Source organism: [Clostridium] cellulosi, assembly GCF_036762875.1.
Lineage (GTDB): Bacteria > Bacillota > Clostridia > Oscillospirales > Ethanoligenentaceae > Ruminiclostridium_D > Ruminiclostridium_D cellulosi.
The window spans coordinates 257,299-277,760 of sequence record NZ_JBAIZF010000026.1 but is presented as its reverse complement, the minus strand read 5'-3'; the positions used below and the strand labels follow the sequence as shown (position 1 = coordinate 277,760).

At 47.0% G+C, this 20,462-nt stretch carries 23 protein-coding genes; 10 read left to right on the top strand and 13 right to left on the bottom strand.

All coding sequences use genetic code 11. From position 1 onward, the window contains the following. Positions 1-24: 24 nt before the first annotated feature. From V6C21_RS09070 to V6C21_RS09050, 5 genes are all read right to left on the bottom strand, one after another. On the bottom strand, positions 25-1,377 hold the full coding sequence (locus V6C21_RS09070) for a phage terminase large subunit (RefSeq protein WP_479268844.1): 1,353 nt from the start codon (positions 1,375-1,377) through the stop codon (positions 25-27). A 20-nt stretch (positions 1,378-1,397) separates the two neighbouring features. Next, positions 1,398-1,745, bottom strand: a complete 348-nt coding sequence (locus V6C21_RS09065; RefSeq protein WP_034839633.1) for a terminase small subunit — start codon at positions 1,743-1,745, stop codon at positions 1,398-1,400. 191 nt (positions 1,746-1,936) lie between these two features. Continuing rightward, positions 1,937-2,239 (bottom strand): helix-turn-helix transcriptional regulator, encoded by a 303-nt coding sequence (locus V6C21_RS09060; protein ID WP_034839637.1) that lies wholly within the window; start codon positions 2,237-2,239, stop codon positions 1,937-1,939. Then, a complete protein-coding gene (locus tag V6C21_RS09055) occupies positions 2,226-2,795 on the bottom strand; it encodes a sigma-70 family RNA polymerase sigma factor (protein ID WP_051492457.1) in 570 nt (189 codons plus the stop codon). The genes V6C21_RS09060 and V6C21_RS09055 overlap by 14 nt, the downstream gene beginning before the upstream one ends. Next, positions 2,776-2,937 (bottom strand): hypothetical protein, encoded by a 162-nt coding sequence (locus V6C21_RS09050; RefSeq protein WP_479268843.1) that lies wholly within the window; start codon positions 2,935-2,937, stop codon positions 2,776-2,778. Before V6C21_RS09050 ends, V6C21_RS09055 begins: the two co-directional genes overlap by 20 nt. A gap of 260 nt (positions 2,938-3,197) precedes the next feature. On the opposite strand from V6C21_RS09050, the gene V6C21_RS09045 reads away from it, so the two are divergent. Then, complete coding sequence (locus V6C21_RS09045) at positions 3,198-3,545, top strand: helix-turn-helix domain-containing protein (protein ID WP_034839639.1); 348 nt, start codon at positions 3,198-3,200, stop codon at positions 3,543-3,545. After that, positions 3,542-4,171, top strand: a complete 630-nt coding sequence (locus tag V6C21_RS09040) for an ImmA/IrrE family metallo-endopeptidase (protein ID WP_051492458.1) — start codon at positions 3,542-3,544, stop codon at positions 4,169-4,171. Before V6C21_RS09045 ends, V6C21_RS09040 begins: the two co-directional genes overlap by 4 nt. A gap of 245 nt (positions 4,172-4,416) precedes the next feature. Here V6C21_RS09040 and V6C21_RS09035 read toward each other — a convergent pair whose 3' ends face one another. Next, positions 4,417-5,595, bottom strand: coding sequence for a phosphodiester glycosidase family protein (locus V6C21_RS09035; protein WP_045085682.1), 1,179 nt, complete (start codon positions 5,593-5,595; stop codon positions 4,417-4,419). Positions 5,596-5,867: 272 nt separating this feature from the next. Here V6C21_RS09035 and V6C21_RS09030 point away from each other — a divergent pair, with 272 nt between their 5' ends. From V6C21_RS09030 to rlmH, 4 genes are all read left to right on the top strand, one after another. Next, positions 5,868-6,326 (top strand): S-ribosylhomocysteine lyase, encoded by a 459-nt coding sequence (locus tag V6C21_RS09030; RefSeq protein WP_479268842.1) that lies wholly within the window; start codon positions 5,868-5,870, stop codon positions 6,324-6,326. A gap of 411 nt (positions 6,327-6,737) precedes the next feature. Further along, complete coding sequence (locus tag V6C21_RS09025; RefSeq protein WP_479268841.1) at positions 6,738-8,018, top strand: UDP-N-acetylglucosamine 1-carboxyvinyltransferase; 1,281 nt, start codon at positions 6,738-6,740, stop codon at positions 8,016-8,018. 14 nt (positions 8,019-8,032) lie between these two features. Further along, positions 8,033-8,869 (top strand): MBL fold metallo-hydrolase, encoded by an 837-nt coding sequence (locus tag V6C21_RS09020; protein WP_479268840.1) that lies wholly within the window; start codon positions 8,033-8,035, stop codon positions 8,867-8,869. Positions 8,870-8,881: 12 nt separating this feature from the next. Continuing rightward, positions 8,882-9,361: a 23S rRNA (pseudouridine(1915)-N(3))-methyltransferase RlmH gene (gene rlmH, locus V6C21_RS09015; protein WP_034839652.1), complete on the top strand. Its 480-nt coding sequence runs from the start codon at positions 8,882-8,884 to the stop codon at positions 9,359-9,361. A 35-nt stretch (positions 9,362-9,396) separates the two neighbouring features. Here rlmH and V6C21_RS09010 read toward each other — a convergent pair whose 3' ends face one another. Continuing rightward, a complete protein-coding gene (locus V6C21_RS09010; protein WP_479268839.1) occupies positions 9,397-9,927 on the bottom strand; it encodes a hypothetical protein in 531 nt (176 codons plus the stop codon). 302 nt (positions 9,928-10,229) lie between these two features. Here V6C21_RS09010 and pepV point away from each other — a divergent pair, with 302 nt between their 5' ends. From pepV to V6C21_RS08995, 3 genes are all read left to right on the top strand, one after another. Next, positions 10,230-11,606 (top strand): dipeptidase PepV, encoded by a 1,377-nt coding sequence (pepV, locus tag V6C21_RS09005; protein ID WP_479268838.1) that lies wholly within the window; start codon positions 10,230-10,232, stop codon positions 11,604-11,606. Between the two features lie 207 nt (positions 11,607-11,813). Further along, positions 11,814-12,716 carry a metal ABC transporter solute-binding protein, Zn/Mn family gene (locus V6C21_RS09000; protein ID WP_479268837.1) on the top strand — a complete coding sequence of 301 codons (903 nt, stop codon included), beginning with the start codon at positions 11,814-11,816 and terminating at the stop codon, positions 12,714-12,716. Between the two features lie 22 nt (positions 12,717-12,738). After that, complete coding sequence (locus V6C21_RS08995) at positions 12,739-13,197, top strand: C-GCAxxG-C-C family protein (protein ID WP_034839661.1); 459 nt, start codon at positions 12,739-12,741, stop codon at positions 13,195-13,197. Between the two features lie 59 nt (positions 13,198-13,256). On the opposite strand, the gene V6C21_RS08990 is transcribed toward V6C21_RS08995, so the two are convergent. From V6C21_RS08990 to V6C21_RS08975, 4 genes are all read right to left on the bottom strand, one after another. Continuing rightward, entirely contained in the window at positions 13,257-14,150 is an 894-nt protein-coding gene (locus tag V6C21_RS08990; RefSeq protein ID WP_045085686.1) for an SDR family oxidoreductase, read from the bottom strand. 149 nt (positions 14,151-14,299) lie between these two features. Further along, positions 14,300-14,998: an ABC transporter ATP-binding protein gene (locus tag V6C21_RS08985; RefSeq protein WP_034839664.1), complete on the bottom strand. Its 699-nt coding sequence runs from the start codon at positions 14,996-14,998 to the stop codon at positions 14,300-14,302. 111 nt (positions 14,999-15,109) lie between these two features. Then, complete coding sequence (gene fsa, locus V6C21_RS08980) at positions 15,110-15,757, bottom strand: fructose-6-phosphate aldolase (RefSeq protein ID WP_034839666.1); 648 nt, start codon at positions 15,755-15,757, stop codon at positions 15,110-15,112. A 94-nt stretch (positions 15,758-15,851) separates the two neighbouring features. Continuing rightward, on the bottom strand, positions 15,852-16,538 hold the full coding sequence (locus V6C21_RS08975; protein ID WP_479268836.1) for a 5'-methylthioadenosine/adenosylhomocysteine nucleosidase: 687 nt from the start codon (positions 16,536-16,538) through the stop codon (positions 15,852-15,854). A gap of 325 nt (positions 16,539-16,863) precedes the next feature. On the opposite strand from V6C21_RS08975, the gene V6C21_RS08970 reads away from it, so the two are divergent. Further along, positions 16,864-17,700, top strand: coding sequence for an Mrp/NBP35 family ATP-binding protein (locus V6C21_RS08970; RefSeq protein ID WP_034839671.1), 837 nt, complete (start codon positions 16,864-16,866; stop codon positions 17,698-17,700). Positions 17,701-17,822: 122 nt separating this feature from the next. Here the strand turns inward: V6C21_RS08970 and V6C21_RS08965 are convergent, their stop codons facing one another. Together V6C21_RS08965 and V6C21_RS08960 are read right to left on the bottom strand one after the other, a co-directional pair. Then, positions 17,823-18,899 (bottom strand): undecaprenyldiphospho-muramoylpentapeptide beta-N-acetylglucosaminyltransferase, encoded by a 1,077-nt coding sequence (locus V6C21_RS08965; RefSeq protein ID WP_034839674.1) that lies wholly within the window; start codon positions 18,897-18,899, stop codon positions 17,823-17,825. A 76-nt stretch (positions 18,900-18,975) separates the two neighbouring features. Then, positions 18,976-20,352 (bottom strand): NAD(P)/FAD-dependent oxidoreductase, encoded by a 1,377-nt coding sequence (locus tag V6C21_RS08960; RefSeq protein ID WP_084228794.1) that lies wholly within the window; start codon positions 20,350-20,352, stop codon positions 18,976-18,978. Positions 20,353-20,462: the final 110 nt, after the last annotated feature.

The window sequence follows — 20,462 nt, the reverse complement described above, 5'->3', positions numbered from 1 at the left end:
CTTAAGGTTCTAAAATAGTCAGATTTAATTCCACAGGCCGCTGAGGTAATCACTTGTAATCTCGTTGCCCTGTGGAAGCGAATAATTGCTGCTTTCGCTTTCAACTGTTCTCCATGCTGCAAAATACCTGAGGGCGTCCGGCGCATGGGTCAGCTCATGGGGCTCTTTCGCCGCGTCGTCGGGTACCTTTCTGTCATACTGCAGAAGCGGAAGCGTGCGTATGAGATTATGGCAGTTTTCAAAGATTGCAAGTTTCGCCTGCACCGTCCCGTCCGCCTGCTTTTCCGGCTTGAGCCATTCCCTCAGCGCCATCCAGCCCTGCCGCCTGTCGCTGTCGGCCTTGCAGAAATAGAGGCCGTTCTCGGCAAAGATTTCAATGACGCTTTTGCCGCTGTCTTTGGTACGGCCCCACAGGTCGGGCGGCGCGAGCCTTACGAATATCTCTTCATCGTCGGATTCAAGGGCTTTTATCTGCTTTGCCGCCTCACTGACAATGAGGTTTGGTTTATAGATTTCCCTGTAAACAAAGGCTCTGCCTTGCGGCGACACCGCAATCCACAGCCCCGCCAGCATGTCCAGGCCGTAATCGTTGACATAGTACCTTGTGTAATTCTGCGGTATTTTAAAGGGTTTCACGACATGAACCTGCCTGCTGAACTCGGGGAAGAACTGGCCTGCGAAGGCGTCCCATTCGCCGTAAAGCCACGCCCGCCTCAAATCATCCGGCAAGCTCTCAAGTTGGTGAAGATAACCGGGATTTGTTTTCATCAAAAAGTCGTTGTCATACACTTTTGCCGGTATGAATGTGTATTCGTCGGGGTTTTCGCCGTTTCTATAATTTCTGTCGATAAACAGCCTTTTTACCCATGCGTGCCCCACCCCTCCGGGGTTGCACGTCAGGTAAAACCGCTTTGGATGCTTCGGGTTGCCGCCTCTTAAGCAGGCGTTCAGGCATGTGAACTGGAAAAAGGTAAACTGCGTTGCTTCGTCCATGCAGATAATGTCATACTCCTGGCCTTGATACTGGTTCACATCGCCGTCGTCAGCCAGATATCCGAGCTTGAGGCGGCTTGAGTTGGGAAAATAGAAGGCTTTCTCCTCCGAGCTGTAAGTGGCAAGCCCCTCCAGCTCACGCTTTAAGGGCAAGGTGTGGTTTTCCCTGAGTTCCTGAAGCGTCCGCCTGACTATGAGAATCCTGATTCCCGGGTATTTTGCCGCCAGCAGTATGCACTTGCGCCGCAGCGCCCATGACTTTCCTCCGCCCCGGGCCCCGCCGTATGCCACATATTTAGTTGTCGCTTTCAAAAATTCCATCTGCCGTTTTGACGGCTTGCCGGAAAGTTTAATCGTGTGCTTTAAACTGTTTTTGCTTTTCAAGTCAACCACCCGCAAAATTATTACACTGCGTCGCCAAGAAGCTCCTCCGCAACCTCGATTTTTACCGGCCCTTGCGGCGGCAGCTCCCCTTTGTCGCGGTAACCGAAGGATGACCGCAGGATAAACGACGCCATTGAGGCATTGTACTTCCCGCGCAGCCCGTTCTCCACGATATCCTTTTCTATGCACGTCCTCGCATATGCAATAATCTCGCTGTACCCGTCCTTGCTGTCGGACTGAAGCTGGTTGAGCTCCGCGCTGTCAATGCCCAGATACAACGCCAAGCCCGCAAGGCTCTTGACGCCGTCAGTCTCTACATACGCGTCAATCAGTCTTTTTAAGCGTTTCTTTGAATATTTCTTTTTCACTTTCTCTACCTGCCTTCGCTTACATTAATACAATCTTTAGCGGCACAAAGGGCACCGTTTCATACAGCTTGTTTTTTTGTTTAATCCTTGAATTTTGTATGCTGTTTAGTGTTACATTGTCATTTACCGTTATAAGAACTTTTATTTATCTTTGTCAGTTTGCTTTTTTGAATTAGTTTAAATCTGGTCGTTTAGAGGCAGCCTCCGGCGCGCCGTTTTGCCGCCTTAACCGCGCTCTGCACAGTTGCCCGCGGCATTCCGAGCATAATGGCGATTTTCCGGTAAGATAGCCCGTTAGCGTAAAGCTTCGCGATTTTCATATTTCTGCTGTCCAGTTCGGCACGGGTCTTCCTGTGAATCTTAATTTCAACCGGCTTCTCATTGTCCTTCCTGCCGAGCTTTTCACACCCCATGCACGGATAGCGGCGCCTGTATTCCTCTGGTCCGCTGCAAAGCCTGCATGGCGGCGTTTCAACCCATTTAATTGTTTCCATCCAAAACTCCTCCTTTTGCCGGTTTTTCAGTCCGCTCCGCTTTTTGGTCTTTTAAGAATTCAATAAACGCTTCCTTTGCCTTCTTTCTCGCCTTTTTGACAGCGGAAGCGCTGAGTCCGAGAATCGCGGCTGTCTGTCCGCAGGTTTTGCCCTCAACCGAGAGTTTCAAAACCTTTGCCTCGCTGTCCGAAAGCAACTGCTTTGACTTTTCGCAAAACTGGCGAAAGGCGATTTCTGTTTCTATTTCATCGAATCCCTTTTCCGCCCCGGCTGTCCGGACGTTCTCATCTACACAACTGAGCTTTGCGGCCCTTGAATATGAAACCATCTCGTTGATTATCTCGTGCCGGATTAAGTGGTAGGCAAATGTCGAAAAACTCAAACGCCCCTTCTTCCACCTTATCCCCGCCTTGCAAAGCCCGACGCAGCCTGCCCCGAATAGGTCGTCATAGTCCGGGTTTTGTCTTGTAATGCCCATTGAATTGAGCACATAATAAACAAGATTTAAATTGTCATTGACAAGCTTGCGCCTTTCATCACTCAAACTCTCCCTCATCTTCCTCTATGCCCTCCTTCCACGCCGCCTTTTCCGCCGCGTTCCGCGTATTGCCATTTTCTTCGGCGGGCGGCTCAAGCATTTTCGATTCCGCTATGCGCAAAAGGAACCAGCGCTGCAAACCTTTGTCCAGATTAATCACCCTCCTTTATTTGTTGCGTAATATGCAACATAATAGGTAAAAAATATACCTCATCGCCATTTTGGGCGATTCGGTCGGTTATCTTGTTGCATAACTTGCAACATAATAATAACATCATAACTGTATGAAGTCAACAATAATTTCTAATATTTTAAAATTGTTATTGATTTTTTATTTTTAGATGCTAAACTTTAGTTGTAAGCTAAAATTTAGCGTCGCCTCAAACGTTTATTCTGGTATTTTGAACAGAGGGTAATTATATGGATATCGGTGCAAGAATAAAGTCGAGAAGGCTCGAACTTGGCATGTCGCTTGATGATTTGGGCAAACGCATTGGGGTAAACAGGTCCACCATCAAGCGCTATGAAGATGGGCTTATCAAGAACATACCTCAAAAAACGGTAGAAATGCTCGCCGTTGCTCTCAAAACCACGCCTTCATACCTCATGGGATGGGACAGCGAAAAGAAACAGGATGACCTTCAGCTTGACGGTGAAATACTGCTTTTGGCAAGAGAAATGCAAAAACTTCCGGCAGATAAGCGCAATCTTTTGAAAAATATAATTAAAACCATGTCGGATATCGCTTCAGGGGAATCGGAGAAATGATTTCTTGCGACCGCTTTGATTTCGTCTGCCGAAAATCATACGAATTTCTTCTAAGTATCGGCGCTTCTTCTCTGCCAATCAATCCCTTTGAAGCCATCAGAAAAAAACACTGGGGACTTACAACTTATACTGAGCTTTGCGCCATGGTTCCCGGGAATGTCACCGTCAACGATATCGCAGAGGCCTGCAAAAGCCGCGACGGGTTCACTGTTTACAGCGGCGGGAATTACTGCATTGCCTATAACGACACCGTTCGGGTCCGAAACCGCATTAGGTTTACTCTCATGCATGAAGCCGGACATATAATCTGCGGTCACTTTAACGGCGGCATTACCGACATCAATCAATACCGCGAGTTGGAATCAGAGGCTAACCTGTTTGCCTCAAATGTGCTCGCCCCAGCCGCCGTGATAAAGGCCTGCGGGCTCTGCACGCCAGAACAGCTTATGGCAGCGTGCGGGCTTTCCTACAATGCCGCAAAGGTTAGGCTTGAACAGATAATGAGCATTAAGCAGCACCCGCTGGATAGCAAAATTTTGAAAGCGTTTGAGTCTTATATCAATATCTGCAACAGGCGCATCGACATCGGCTCGGCAGATATCTGCCTTGACAGCTCAGCGGTGTGAAATTGCCCTCGTGAAAGGCAGAATATATTATTTTATTGATAATGACGGCACGCAGTGGCTAAAATCAACACGCGGCTTAAGTTCCTGCCCGATAAACAATCGAGTTTTACGGCAATTTTTATACAGTCAACAAGTATATGTCCGGACTGAGTCCGGCCGTAATTACTTGCTATAAAATTTGCAAGAGGCAGGCAAACTGAAATAAACAATAAAGGGGCTGATATATCAGCCCCTTTTATAATCTATTATTTATAGTTTATAAGAAATGCGTCTGGGACAAACCTTTCGCCGGAATGGCTTGAAGGATTGCTGACCACTTTTCCTCTAAAAACAAAGATACTCGATGCCCCGCCGTCAAGATTCGCTGCGTTATAGGCATTGTATTTTATAAAAATCTGCTGAAGCTCTTTAACCGACGCACCGATAACTGGCGGCCTTCTTCCGTCAATCTGAACGAAGATTACAATGCCATCTTTCGTCTGGCCTATGGCGGTCCGCGGCTGTATGCCGTAGCCTCCGTTGCCTGTCATTTTTGTCGGGGTACCGTTGACTATGAGAAACGGCTTGAATTCAACTGCGTCCCTAAAAACTTTTGTAAGGCCGCTTATTTCACTGCTCTGACATCTGGTGAGCAAAAGCCTTCCCTTTTTGTCAAACCCAACAATGCTGTGCGTTTCCTTGGCATTGCACGTTGCTATCAACCTGCCCTTAGATATTAAAACCTTGTCAGCCATTCCGCCGTTACCCTGGCCATTGACATCAATAAAGCCGCCGGCGTTTATTCCAACAAAGGCTCCGAGCCTTTGTGTCATGTGAGACACCTTTTCACCTGAGTACCCATATCCCTGTGATACCGCCATATAGATACGCGACGGGTCAAAAACGCGGATAACCCAGCCTTCATATGTAGCTGTCTTAAGCCGCGTAAAACCTATGCCGTTGATTATATGCTCTCCGTCAGACGGACTTTTCGGAAGCTCGGTTGCGTTATCCGGAGGAGCTTTGGCAGTTACCGAAACATCATTTTCATTTGTCACGTTTTCAGTTTCAATAGTCCTATTGTTCGCCAGTATCTCGTCAATAGTTTTCTGGTCAAAGAACATGGTAGCGAGCCACTGGTGATGGAGCGTACTCATAGCCGTTGTGACCCATAAGTCGCGGAAATAAGGAAACGGCCCATACATCAAAAACAGGCCTGCCGAAAATGTCAGAAGCAGCATAATCGAAAAAGACAGAAATAACAGCTTTAAACTCTCGAGCATTTTCGCCTTTTTCTTTCTGCTTGCTGCTTTTTTCTGCGGCTGAACCTTTTTCGGCATCCGGCTGTTTACTTTTATATGAGCCGGATTATCTTCTGGAATTTCCCACGTTATTTCGCGCCCGCTGTATATATTTTTCGAACCACCTGAATTGTAAAGTTTCATTCTTCACCTCAATCTCGGGCTGTAAAATATTTATTTTTAAATACTCAAACTGACTTTTTATTATTAAACACCATTATATATAAAAAACACTTCCGTTTCAATAAAACACTGCAACAGCCTGATTTAGCCTCCGCTTGTATTGAATAGCTCAAACTGATATAATAAGTTTGTTAATTTGCGGTGTCCTTCGCGTGCGGCAGTAAGCACCGCATATTAGCATATTAGTGATACTGCTTTTAAATGCTATGGCTTTTCCAAAAAGGAGAAATACTATGGACCTTAAACTTATCAAGAGCTTTCAGGTCGACCATGATAAACTAAAACCCGGCATGTATATATCCCGCATTGACGGTGATATCGTAACCTATGACCTCAGACTCAAGGTTCCAAATGCCGGAGATTATTTGCAAACCGCAGCGCTCCACACTATCGAGCACCTCTTTGCGACATATGTGCGCAGCAGCACCTATGCCGATAAAATAATATACTTCGGGCCTATGGGCTGCCGGACTGGATTCTATTTCATCACCCGCGCCCTCGAGCACGAAAAAGTGATTGAGCTCACGAAGCAGGCTTTCAATTTCATCAAGAATTTTGAAGGCAAAATACCCGGCGCTGAGCGTAAAGAATGCGGCAACTATCTTGACCACGACCCAATCGGCGCCAAAAGAGAAGCCGCGGAATATTTAAAAGTTCTCGAAAACGTAACAGTTGATAGCCTTAATTATTGATTGCAGGTTCGTCTCCGGCGACTGTTTTCTGCCGGAGACTATATTTTTTATATATACGGATTATGTTTTCTAAATTATTCCTAAATAGTTACTAATGTTTTTAAATTGTAAACAATAAATAATGGTAAATGTGGTTTTTTATTTTCCAGTGTGGTATAATAAGTGTTGGTGTTTTTAGCAAGTTTAATTTCCTAAAATTACTAACTTTTTTCACTATAGGATAAAAATGTAATCAACGATTTTACATATTTATATACTTCCAGCATATTTTTAACTTTTTCTTATTAATAACTTGCATACAGCTCTTCTTTAATGTCAAAAATGCCTTATAAATTAACAATTACACCTATGTTATTCATATTGGAATAGAGGCATAATAATATTGTCTCAATTGATTGTGGGAGCGATATAATGGATAAATTTGTCATACATGGTGGAAACCAATTACATGGTGAAGTAGAAATATCTGGAGCAAAAAATGCAGCGGTGGCTATTCTTCCAGCAACTGTCCTGGCTGAAACCCCTTGCCGCATTGAAAATATACCGAATATCAGCGACGTTTTTATTATCATGGATATTTTAAAGCAGCTCGGCGCAAAGGTAAAAATGATCAACAGAACAACAGTTGAGATTGACGGGTCGCATATATCACAGCCTGTCGTTCCATATGACCTTGCGAGAAAAATGCGGGCATCATGTTACTTCCTGGGTGCTTTGCTCGGGCGTTTTTCTCATGCCCAGGTTTCGATGCCGGGAGGCTGCGATTTCGGCGTGCGCCCGATTGACCAACACATAAAAGGGTTTGAAGCGCTGGGAGCAGAAATTTCCCTTGAACACGGCATGGTTGAGGCACATGCAATGGAGCTTCATGGCAGCCAGATTTACCTTGACGTCGTGTCTGTCGGCGCAACAGTCAATATAATGCTGGCAGCGGTTAAGGCAAAGGGACAGACAATTATTGAAAATGCGGCAAAAGAGCCGCATATTGTCGATCTTGCCAACTTTCTCAGCTCAATGGGAGCAGATATCCGCGGCGCAGGAACGGATGTTATCAAGATAAACGGCGTTGAACACCTTCACGGTGTGACCTATTCTATTATTCCCGACCAAATTGAGGCGGGAACCTTTATGGCTGCAGCGGCAGCAACAGGCGGAAATATCATTGTCAGAAACGTAATTCCAAAACATCTGGAATCCATTTCAGCAAAATTAATTGAGATGGGTGTACAGTTAAAAGAATACGATGACGCCATTGAAGTCATCTCCAACGGTGTTCTCAATCACGCAAACATCAAGACAATGCCTCATCCAGGTTTTCCGACTGATATGCAGCCGCAGATGGCGGTTCTGCTTTCGATAGCTTCCGGCACAAGTATTATAACCGAAGGGGTTTGGGATAACCGCTTCAGATACGTCGACGAGTTAAAGCGCATGGGCGCAAATATTCAGGTTGACGGTAAAATCGCCGTAATTGAAGGCGTTGACCATTTGACCGGAGCTCCTGTCAAAGCAACCGATTTGCGTGCGGGAGCAGCGCTTCTGATTGCCGGACTCGTCGCACGGGGCACTACGGAAATCGAGGATATTCAGCATATTGAACGCGGTTATGAAAACGTCGATAAAAAGTTTTCAGCGCTCGGCGCCGAAATAAAACGCATTAAGTTCCCCGAAAGCGTTCCGGCAGCTGTCTAAATTAAAAAACTTATTTGATAAGCCGCACAGATGTACGGCTTAATTTTAAGGAGAAAATCAATATGGCAAAACTCTGCGCCATGTTCAGCGGAAGCAGCGGCAACTGCGCTTACGTCTCGGCTGGCGGCGTATCGTTGCTCGTTGACGCAGGCGTCAGTGCCCGTTCTATCTGCAAGGCGCTTGAATCAATCGGCTCTAGCATTAATAATATTGCCGGAATATTGATTACCCATGAGCACAGCGACCACATTAGAGGTCTCAAGACGCTTCTTTCAAAGTATAAAATACCGGTTTACGCAAACGCCGGTACTATTGACGGCATACTCAGCAGCATGGAAATTGACAGCGATAATTTCATAGAATTAAAAAGCGGAGGCAGCACCCTCATAGCTGACATTGCGGTTTCATCATTTTGCACATCGCATGACAGCCGAGAAAGTGTTGGATACCGCATACATACGCCGGACGGCAAACAAATAGGCATAGCGACTGACCTCGGTTACGTCAGCGATACTGTTATGAATGGGATATCGGGCTGCGACGCTGTCATCATTGAATCCAACCATGACGTGGGAATGCTCCAAAATGGCCGGTATCCATATTATTTAAAACGGCGTATCTTATCAAAAACCGGCCATCTTTCAAACGACGATTGTGCAAAAGTTCTGCCGGCACTCTGCTCTGCTGGTTCCCGCTATTTCATCCTCGCTCACTTAAGCCGTGACAATAATATTCCGGAGCTTGCGCTTGAGACTGCAATTTCTTCAATGAATCTATCCGGCATACCTCAGGACGAATATGAGATAGAAGTTGCCCCGCGCAACGGCCCTGAACATATTCTGACCATTTAAAGGTGCCTAAATATGCTTTCGATTGATATTATATGTGTCGGCAATCTTAAAGAAAAGTATTGGCGTCTTGCCTTTGATGAATATGTAAAAAGGCTGACACCATGGGCAAAAATTAGAGTTACTGAGATTCCGGAACAGCGCGTTAATAAAGATACTGACGCGCTTATTTTATCGGCCCTCACCGAAGAAGGCAGGCGCATAACCGCCGCCATTCCAGATAAAGCCTTTGTCACTGCCCTTTGCATTGAAGGAAAGCGCCTGTCCTCGGTTCAACTTTCCGAAGTATTATCAAAAGAGATGACAACAGGGACCAGTTCATTTGCTTTCATCATCGGCGGCTCATATGGGCTGTCGGACGAGGTGAAAACGCGCGCCAATCTTAAACTTTCAATGTCGGATATGACATTTCCGCACCAGTTGGCCCGTATAATGCTTATTGAGCAGCTATACCGCTCGATGACTATACTTAACGGAGTAAAATATCACAAATAAAAAGACCGCGGCGCCAGCCACGGTCTTTAATCGCGCTAATTTGAGGTTATAGCAGTTTGAAATTTTTCAATCCATGCGTCGCTCTTTGACGAATCGGTTGAATGTTTTTTCTCGGCGGCCTTCTCAGAGGCCACCTCGGGGGACGACGTAAATGTCACGTTATTTGACGATATTGTTATATATATATTCTCCGCTGCAAGTATATCCAAGAGCCCGTAGCGCGTATTAAGTGATTCCAACGTTATATTGTTATCGACTGCGGAATCCCTTAATATATCAAACAATTCCTTAGCGTCCAAAGTCACTATATCGGTATAAAAATAAGAATTATCAAGCTTACAAATAAGCATTGCAAGGGCTACCCTGCTCGGTGTTGAATTATAAATTTTGGCCTGGTCTTTAAGGCTAGCGTTGTAATTTGGCTCTGCTTCTGTACTATGTGAAATCTGGGAAATGACGCTGGATGTCTGCACATTCTGTGACTTTGGCTGCTGAGTATTGCATGCGTATAAAAACATGGCAGATAATGCGATAACCAAAAATGATAATAATATTCGAACCCTCACAGTACCCCACCACATTTAAAATCTAATATCTGTGTCAGAAGCGTCATAATTATGATAGTATATGGTCGTTTACTAATTACCTCACTTCGCTCTAAACCAGTTTAGTACAAGCGCCCGTCTCAAATCGGCCAATAAAAAATATAAACAGAATTTGATTTCTGTTCATATATGGACATTATATCATATTGCATCGGCTTGTAGCTGAAATTTAGTCAAAATTGTTAGTATATACAATTTTGAAAATGATTTTCTATGCAAATTTTACATAATATTCTGCTATTTTTCTTCAGGAGGTTCTAAAAATGAAAAATATCGGCAGCCAAATTCAAAAATATAAGGAAGAGTTGCTGGAGGACGTCATTCGCTTAGTCAACATTAAAAGCTGCAGAGAGGAAGCAAAGGAGGGCATGCCCTTCGGCGAGGGGCCAGCAAAGGCGCTCGAGTTCTGCCTTAATCTCGCAGAGAACATGGGATTCAAGGTTAAGAATGTCGGGGGGCGTGCCGGGCACATCGAATACGGGGAAGGCGAAAAACTTGTCGGTGTGCTTGCGCACTGCGACGTAGTTCCCGCGGGGGACGGCTGGACAAAGGATCCTTTCTGTGCGGAACGGGTTGGAAACCGTATCTACGGCAGAGGCACAATGGACGACAAAGGGCCGGCTATCTCCGCAATCTATTGCCTTAAAGCCCTGAAAGACCTCAACATAAAGCCGAATAAGCGTATCCGCGTCATCATCGGTGCTTCTGAAGAACAGGGCATGGAAGATATGGAATACTACTTCGCCCATGAGGAAATGCCGGATCTTGCCTTTTCTCCCGACAGCGAATACCCGATCTGCAACTGCGAAAAAGGTATTCTTCATATAGAATTTAAAACGCCGAAAAACGACGGCAGCGTACTCAGCTTTAAATCCGGTACGGCAGCCAACATCGTACCTGTTCAGGCGAAGGCACAGATAAATATAAATGACAAAAACGCTGTTGAGAAAGCCGCGGCGGATTTTAAAGATAAAAAATGCCGTTTTGAGTTTGCGGATGACGGCAGCAATCTGGCTATATCCTGCTTTGGAAAGGCCGCTCACGCGTCGACGCCTGAAGAAGGCATAAACGCCGCCGGGGAAGCAGTTATTCTCCTCTGCCGCACCCTCGGTGACAAAGCAGGAACGCTTATTAACTTCCTGAATGAAAAAGTGGCAGAAGATATATACGGAGAACGCCTCGGTATAAAATACAGAGACAAACAGTCCGGAGGACTCACGCTGAATCTCGGCATAGTTGACATTGACGAAACCAGCTCAAAGGCTGTAATCGACATACGGTATCCAGTTACAGCCGACGGCGGCGATATTTTCGCCAAAATCAAAGACACCGCCGAAAAGTACGGCGTCACAGCAAACCTCTTATCCGACAGCAAGCCCCTCTATGTCAAAGAGGACAGCGAGCTGATAACGAAACTGAAATCCGCATATAAGACCGTTACCGGAGAGGAAGCGGCGCTCTATTCAACCGGCGGAGGCACATATGCCCGCGAGCTCAAGAACGGTGTGGCTTTCGGCGCCGGCATGAAGCCGCTCTCCTACTACAACATCCACGGTGCGGACGAATTCCTCGAAATCGACGATTTTATGAAACACTGTGAAATTTGCCTGCAGGCAATCTACGAGCTGTCCTGCGACTGACTTTCTGTCAGCTCAAATTCAGCCGTATTCCGGATAACCAACGCTCCGGAATACGGCTTTTTTATCCTTCACTTAATTTATTAGACTTATGATTATCACTGGGCTTAAATCCAATAATTATTGCAGACACTATAAATTCCTTGACTTTATTTCTACATGAGTATATTATATGCAAATGAGAACCATTCGCATCTTGGAGGGGTTTCCGTGCTGAGAAGACCGGCGGCTGTAATCCTGTGCCTGCTTATATTCATAGGCTTTACCGGCTGCAATAATCAGAAAAAACCGCAAACCACCGGGAAAATTGTCACTTCAGTTACCTTCAACGCCATGAAAGAATTTGTTTACGCAGTCGGCAAGGATAAGGTTGAGATTGCAACGCTTATACCGGACGGGATAGAGCCGCACGATTTTGAGCCTAAGGCGCGGGATATCGCACAGCTTGCCGACTCCAGCGTGTTTGTTTACAACGGGCTTTCAATGGAATCATGGGTGGATCAGGCTATCGCTTCCGCCGACAACAAGAACCTTATTGTTGTTGAGGCGTCAAAGGGGGCGGCACCAATTAAAGCTTCGGAAAGCGACAGCGACAGCGATTCTGAGCAATATGACCCTCACCTTTGGATAAGCATTAAGGGCGCGGAGATTGAGGCAAAAAACATTAAGGACGCTCTCATTAAAGCCTCCCCGAAAGACAAGGAATATTTTGAAAAAAACTATTCCGATTTCATCTCACAGCTCGAATCCATCTATTCCGAATACAGTGAAAAATTCAAGACACTGACGAATAAAAACTTTGTGACCGGCCACGCCGCTTTCGCTTATCTGTGCCGGGATTTTGGGCTTAATCAGAAAAGTGTTGAGGACGTCTTTGCCGAGGGCGAACCCAGCGCAAAGAAACTTGCCGAGCTTGCCGATTACTGCAAGAAGTTCAATGTGAAAACGGTGTTTACTGAAAATATGGTCAGCCCATCGGTTTCTAAAACACTGGCTGATCAAGTGGGCGCCAAGGTCGAGACTATTTATACCTTCGAAAGCAATGAGGACAATCTGTCCTATATTGACCGCATGAAATACAATCTGTCAAAAATCTACGGCAGCATGAAGTAATTATCGGACGGGAGTGGATACTTTGAAAAATCATCAGGAACGGGCGGTATCGCTTTTCAACGAGGGCTACAACTGCGCACAGGCCGTTTTTGCAGCCTTTTGTGACGAGACAAGGATGGACTTTGACACCGCCGTTAAGCTCTCATCATCATTCGGTGGCGGCATGGGAAGGCTCCGTGAAGTCTGCGGCGCCGTATCCGGCATGTTCATGGCGGCGGGACTTCTGTATGGGTATAACGACCCGAAAGATACAGAAGCAAAGAAACAGCACTATACGCTCATACAAAAGCTCGCGGCAAAATTCAAGGAGAAAAACGGCTCGATAGTCTGCCGCGAACTCTTAGGGCTTGACCATAAGCACGACGGCCCGGCGCCAGAGGCGCGGACTGTGGCATATTATAAAAAACGCCCCTGCGCCGAGTATGTAAGGTGTGCAGCCGAGATACTGGACGAGTTAATTGCGGAAAAAGAAAATACATAATAAAACCACTAAAACAAGGGGCAGCCCAAGGCTGTCCCCTGTTTTTATCTTCGATGAAACTATGATTCTGTGATTTCGCCGCCGTTGACATGAATGACCTGTCCCGATACATAGGCGGAGTCGTCGCTGGCAAGATAGACATAGGCAGGCGCAATCTCAAACGGCTGGGCGGCGCGCCCCAGCGGTACGTCCTGACCGAACTTAGCAACCTCCTGTGCCGAAAAGCTTGAGGGAATCAGCGGAGTCCAGACCGGGCCGGGCGCAACCGCATTGACCCTTATGCCGTTCTTTGCAAGCGAAAGGGCAAGCGAGCGCGTAAACGAAACAATCGCTCCCTTCGTGGCTGAATAGTCAATCAGCGTCGGGCTGCCCTTATAGGCCGTAACTGAGGTTGTATTTATGATTGAAGCGCCGGCCTTGAGATGCGGCAGAGCGGCTTTGGTGAGAAAAAAGTACCCAAAGACGTTGGTCGCAAATGTAATTTCAAGCTGCTGGGCGGTAATGTCGCTGAGGCTGTTCTGCGGGAACTGGACGGCTATATTGTTGACCAAAACATCAATATGCCCCATTGTCGACATGGCGGCGTTGACAACCTTCTGCGCTTCCGACTCGGATTTTAAATCGCACTGCACAAGCTCACACCGCCTGCCCGCCGCCTGCACCATTTTCTGCGTCTGCTCAGCGTCCGCGGCCTCGTTGTAAAAAGCCACTACGATGTCCGCGCCCTCTTTTGCAAAGGCTGACGCCACCGCCTGACCTATGCCGCTGTCGCCGCCGCTTATTACTGCGACCTTGCCGCTGAGCCGGCCCGATGCCCGATACGCGGGGTTTTCGGTTATGGGAGCAGGGTTCATCTGCTGTTGGTTTCCGGGCTGGTCATCTTGGTGCTGCGGAGGGAATTTATTGGGCAGATTATGCTGCTGCCCCCAGTAAGTACACTCATTACCAGACATTTTTTACGCTCCTTTAAACCTTGATAGCATTATTTTCTGCAGCAGCAAAGAAAATATAGCCAACCTCAATTTAAAATTGAAACCAGAGCAGGCTAAATTATAAGCGTTTTTATAAAAATATTTGCGCCTGCGTCGGTGGTTCTTAAATTTTATGTTCCGGTTTTTTGTTCGGCGTCGCTGCCAATTATCCTTCCGTCGCAGATTCTGATAATGCGGCCTGCCTGTTCAGCTATCGACATGTCATGGGTGATGAGTACAACCGTTCTGCCCTCGGCGTTTAGTTCTTTCAGCAGCTCCAGCACTTCCTTGCCCGATTTGGAATCAAGGTTGCCCGTCGGCTCGTCAGCCAGTATAATAGGCGGCTTTGCCGCTATTGCACGCGCCACTGCCACGCGCTGCTGCTGCCCTCCCGAAAGCTCATAGGGCCGGTGATTCATGCGGTCTTTTAGCCCTACCCGTTCAAGGGCCTCTGCGGCTATCCGGTGGCGCATTTCTTTGCGCATACCCTTATAGAGCAGCGGCAGCTCAACATTTTCGATTGCCGACAGTGACGGGATAAGGTTGAAATTCTGAAAAACAAACCCTATAATACGGTTTCGTATCTCTGAAAGCCTTGATTCCTTAAGGTTTCCTACCTTTTCGCCCGAAAGCTCATAGGTGCCGCTGGTCGGAGTATCGAGGCAGCCCATAATATTCATCAGCGTTGATTTTCCAGAGCCGGAATGCCCTACAATGGCTATAAATTCGCCCTTTTCAATCCTCAAGGTTACCCCGTCAAGCGCCCGTACCTCGTTTATACCCGGGTTGTAAATCTTATATACCTCATCCATCGAAATCAGACTTCCCATACTGACTTCCCTTCCCAAAAAATAATAGCGCGGCTATAAAACCGCGCTATTATTATGCCGAACAATGTTTAATTTAACCAGAAAATTTTCATAAAATTTGCAGGCCGCTGATTATTTCTTCGGGACCTTTTCCCAGTCCTTCAAGAAGCGCTCAATGCCAATCTTGGTCAGCGGATGTTCAATCATCTGCATAATGACCTTGTAAGGAATTGTGGCAATGTCAGCGCCGAGCTTTGCAACCTGAACAACATGAAGCGGTGAACGGATGCTGGCGGCAATGATCTCTGTCTCAATGCCCTGGACGTTGAAGATATCAACGATATCGGCGATGAGATCCGCACCTTCCCAGGAGATGTCGTCAATTCTGCCGAGGAACGGGCTGACATATGTCGCGCCGGCCTTTGCAGCGAGCAGAGCCTGAGACGCGGAGAAAATAAGTGTTACATTGGTCTTAATGCCTTCTGCAGTCAAGATTTTGACAGCTTTGAGGCCCTCCGCGCACATCGGGATCTTTATAACAATATTCTTATGAATCTTGGCAAGTTCTCTTGCTTCTGCTACCATTCCCTGTGCATCAAGGGAAATAACCTCAGCAGAAATCGGGCCGTCAACAATTGATGTGATCTCTGTGACAACCTCTTTGAAATCGCGGCCTTCTTTTGCGATAAGTGACGGGTTGGTTGTAACGCCGCAGATTACACCCAGGTCATTAGCCGCACGTATCTCATCGATGTTAGCGGTATCAATAAACAGTTTCATTGTATCTTCCTTCTTTTTTGTGTAATTATTGGACTTATTTATTATACAATAATAAATCGATATAAACAAGGCAGACGCAGGATATTTTAGAAGATTAAGAAAGTCCTTTTAATATACCGCTCACAATGCGGTTGGATTGTTCTGCCGCCCTGCGCTCAAATTCTTCATAACTTATCGAGGCGTTTTCGTCCGCAAGGTCTGATATGGTGCGTATTATCAGAAACGGCACATTGTTTATATGGGCAGTATGCCCAATCGCGGCACCCTCCATCTCACAGCATATGCCGCCGAGGCTCTCAATATACTCCTTCGTTTCGCTTTTTTCTACAAAGCAGTCGCCGGAAGCGATACATCCGACATAATAGTTGTCGACTACCGCCGATTCTTTGCAGACCTTTTCGGCTGTCTTTATAAGCCGTTCATCGCACTTAAAAACTCGGGTGTTGGGAAAATATTTCTCCAGAAGGCTGTCCGGGTTAAAATCGTGATATATGACCTCGCTGCCGATGACAACGTCCAGCGTACGGAGCTTTTTCGAGATGCCGCCCGCTATGCCCATATTGACAATACAGTCGACGTTGAAGGCATCGACAAGCTTTTGCGTGCATACCGCCGCATTTACCTTTCCTATTCCGCTGCAGGCCATGAAAATCTCGTTGCTGCCCTCTTTGCCTTCATATACTTTATAAAACCCGTTTATGTTAAGCTCTTTTGCGTTATATTCTTTTATAAACCACTCAAGCTCCACCGGCATCGCCGATATAATTCCGAAACGCGCCATTTTCTGCACCCATCCTTTATCATTCCTTAATATTTCATACGTACTTCATTATACCATTGTCAAACAGTGGATATCAACATAATAATTTGCATAACCAGAAAACATAAGTATTGATAAACCAACATAATATACACTTGAACGGGCGCGAACCTGTGCTTAATAAATTACAACCCGTATAATCAACATTATGTTATACATTAACTGCATATTCCGTTGCGCATACGATTATAAAATGATATAATTTTTAAGTTGACTTATATCTTTCCGGCATGAACGCCGTCAGCACTTTTCGCCTGCATGACAGTTCAGGCGAAGGAGGAATTATATGTCTAATTGTGAAGGCTGCCCGTCAAAGGGCAAATGCAGCACCGAAAAACAAGGCGGCTGCAGCGTGGAAAAGTTAAACCAGTTCAGTTCTATAAAGAACACCATCGCCGTTATGAGCGGCAAAGGCGGCGTCGGCAAATCCAGCGTCACCGTGCTCGTCGCCCGCGAACTTGCAAGAAGAGGTTTGAAAGTCGGCATACTCGACGCCGATATAACAGGCCCCAGCATACCCCGGTTGACCGGTATCCCTGCAGGAAGCCGCTGTAGGCAGAGTGAAATGGGTATTATGCCTATAAAAACAAAAGAAGGAATCCCCGTCATTTCACTGAACTTTTTCCTCGAAAACGAGGAAGATCCTGTTATCTGGCGTGGGCCGATACTCTCCAGCGCGGTAAAACAGTTCTGGACGGACGTGTTCTGGGGCGAGCTCGACTGCCTTATTATCGATATGCCGCCGGGAACAGGCGACGTGGTGCTGACCGTAATGCAGTCACTGCCGCTGTCAGGCGCCGTCGTAGTCTCAACCCCTCACGACCTTGCTTCAATGGTAGTGGGCAAATCGGTCAACATGGCAAAGAAATTGAATATCGAGATTATCGGGCTGGTCGAGAACATGGCCTATATCAAATGCCCCGACTGCGGCAAAGAGATAAGGATGTTCGACGAAAAACCGCTGAGAGATTTCCTTGAAAGAGAAAACCTCAAACTGCTCGGTTCCCTTCCTATGCTGCCGCAGATTGCTGGCCTTTCACAGGGAGAGGGCAATCTTGACGACGAAACCAGCGCCGTCATGCAAAAAATCGGCGACCAGATCGCTGAAAAGCTCAAAAAGTAATTGTTTTAACATGCAAAACAGCCGCGGAGCTGATTCCGCGGCTGTTTTTATGCGCATATGCTTTTTGCTGTATCTCAGCGGCTGTTTTTAACGGTTTTCGAAAGGTAACACCGGCTAAACATTCAGCCTACTTTTACTCCAGCGGTTTCGCAGATAATTTTGAAAACGCTTTCAAGGCCGTTCTTAATTGTGCTTTTCTCCATTTTATCTATATAATACGAGCGGTTCTCATAGATGGACTTTATAAGGGACAGGAATTTTTCTTTTGTCGCGTCCTCTTGGCTTAGGACCTCGCTGTACCCTTGCTTCTGGAACGACTTGGCGTTTAGTATCTGGTCGCCGCGGCTTGCAGCAAGCCCGTAAGGTATCAGCAGATTGGGCTTTTTGAGCGCCAGCAGCTCAAATATGCTCGTCGCCCCGGCGCGTGAAACGACGATGTCCGCCATAGCGAACAGGTCTTTAAGGTCGTCGGTCACATATTCAAATTGGCAATAGCCTTCCTTGCCCTCGAGCGCAGGGTCCAAATTGCCCTTGCCGCAGATATGGCAGATATAGAACTCCGGCAGCAAATCATCCAAGCAATCACGGAGCATATTGTTGATAAACTGCGCGCCCTGACTGCCGCCTGTAGCCATCAATACCGGCTTGTCGCCGCCGAAGCCACAGAGGCTGCGCCCGCGCTTTGCGTCTCCATGCAGCAGCGTATCGCGTATCGGCAGCCCGGTGAAAACACCTTTTCCCTTTGGTATCTGGGCGCCTGTTTCGGGAAAGGTATAGCAGACTTTTTGAGTAAAAGGCAGCGAGAGCTTGTTGGCAAGCCCTATCGAGAGGTCCGACTCATGGGCGATAACCGGAATATGGCGGAATGACGCCGCCCAAACGACAGGGGTTGATACAAAACCGCCTTTTGAAAAAACAATATCCGGTTTTATCTTCCCGAGGAGCGAAACCGACTCGAAAAAACCCGCGCCGATTCTGAAAAGGTCAGTAAAATTCTTAATATCAAAATAGCGCCTTAACTTTCCGCCGTTTATTCCGTGAAACTCTATGCCCTGTTGTTTTATCAGGGATTCCTCCATACCTCCGCGCAGGCCGATATAGTGGATATTGAATCCAGCATTCCTGAGCTTCGGTATGAGCGCAATATTCGGCGTTATGTGCCCGGCTGTGCCCCCGCCGGTCATTACTATCGTTTTCATTGCTGCCTCCGTTGGGTTAAAAAATACGAATATGGATAATTATACTTAAACTATACTATAAGTTAATTTATATGACCTATTTTGAGATTTTATCCGCCACATAAAGCCCGTTTGCCGACGCCTGTGACAGAGAGCGCGTAAAGCCCGCGCCGTCGCCGATTGCGTAAATGCCTTCACAGCCCGCAAGCTCGAAATCGTTGTTTTCTGGGCGGGCGGAATAATACTTGCACTCAACGCCGTAAAGCAGCGTGTCACTGTTTGCTGTGCCGGGCGCTACCTTATCAAGCGCATGGAGTGTCTCAATGATATTGTCAAGCTGACGCTTCGGCATGCACAGGCTCAGGTCGCCAGCAACAGCGTCGAGAGTCGGCCTCGTCGTGCTTTGGCGCAGGCGCTTCTCGTCCGTACGGCGCCCGAGTTCAAGGTCGCCGAGCCGCTGAACCAGCACCGTGCCACCGCTTATGAGGTTGGCCAGGCTTGCAACGTGCCTTGCGTAGGAAATAGGCTCGCGGAAAGGACTTGTGAACCTGATAGTGGATAGCAGGGCAAAATTCGAGTTCTGGGTCTTTTTGCTCTCGTCCCGGAAGGCGTGACCGTTGACAGTCAGCACCCCGCAGGTGTTTTCGGTGACGACGCTGCCCCGCTCGTTAAAGCAGAACATCCTCGTTATATCACCGTAGCCATGGCTGCGGTACCAAATCTTCGGCTCGTAGATTTTCTTTGAAAAATCTTCCCAGATTATTGCCGGCAGCTCGACGCGCACGCCGATGTCAACCTGATTGTTTGTGAGCGGTATGTTGTTTTTGCGGCACCATTCGCTGAAAAAGGCACTGCCTGAGCGCCCGACTGCGAAAACTATGCGGTCAGCGCGCACACTGCTTTCCTCGCCTTTTCTGTTTCTCATGCTCAGCGTGTGGGTTTTAATGTTGACGTCATAGACCTCGGTATTGCAAAGGATGTCACAACCCTCTCTTATATGGTTCGACATGCGAATCATTGTATCGAGGTTGGCGTCCGTTCCGAGATGTTTTACTGTTGCCTGCTGCATATGAAGGTCGTACTGGAGACATTTTTTCTTCAGCTCATCGTCAGGGGTAAAGCGCTCCGTTGTCGCCCCAAAAGATACAAGTATGCGGTCCGCCTGCTCAATATAATCGAGCACAGTTTCCTCGGGGAGAAAATCCGGCAGCCAGCCGCCGTATTCACAGGATATTATATATTTCCCGTCGGAAAAAGCCCCCGCACCGGCAAGACCCTCCATTATCGCGCAGGACGGGCATTTTATGCACCGCGTCGCTTTCTTTTCAATTATCGGGCAGTGGCGCTGGGAAATATCGGCCCCTTTTTCTATAAGTAAAACTGACGCTGACGGCTTATTTTCCTTTATGCGGTAGGCGCACATAAGTCCGCCTATACCTCCGCCGACAATAGCGTAATCGTAATTTTTAAGCATTATTCCCTCCAAAATATCTAAATCTTTTCGAGCAACCTTTCAAATTATAACGACATATGTTTTTTTGTCAACCACATAAACTATTTTAGTACTTATTGTAGGTTTGTCAA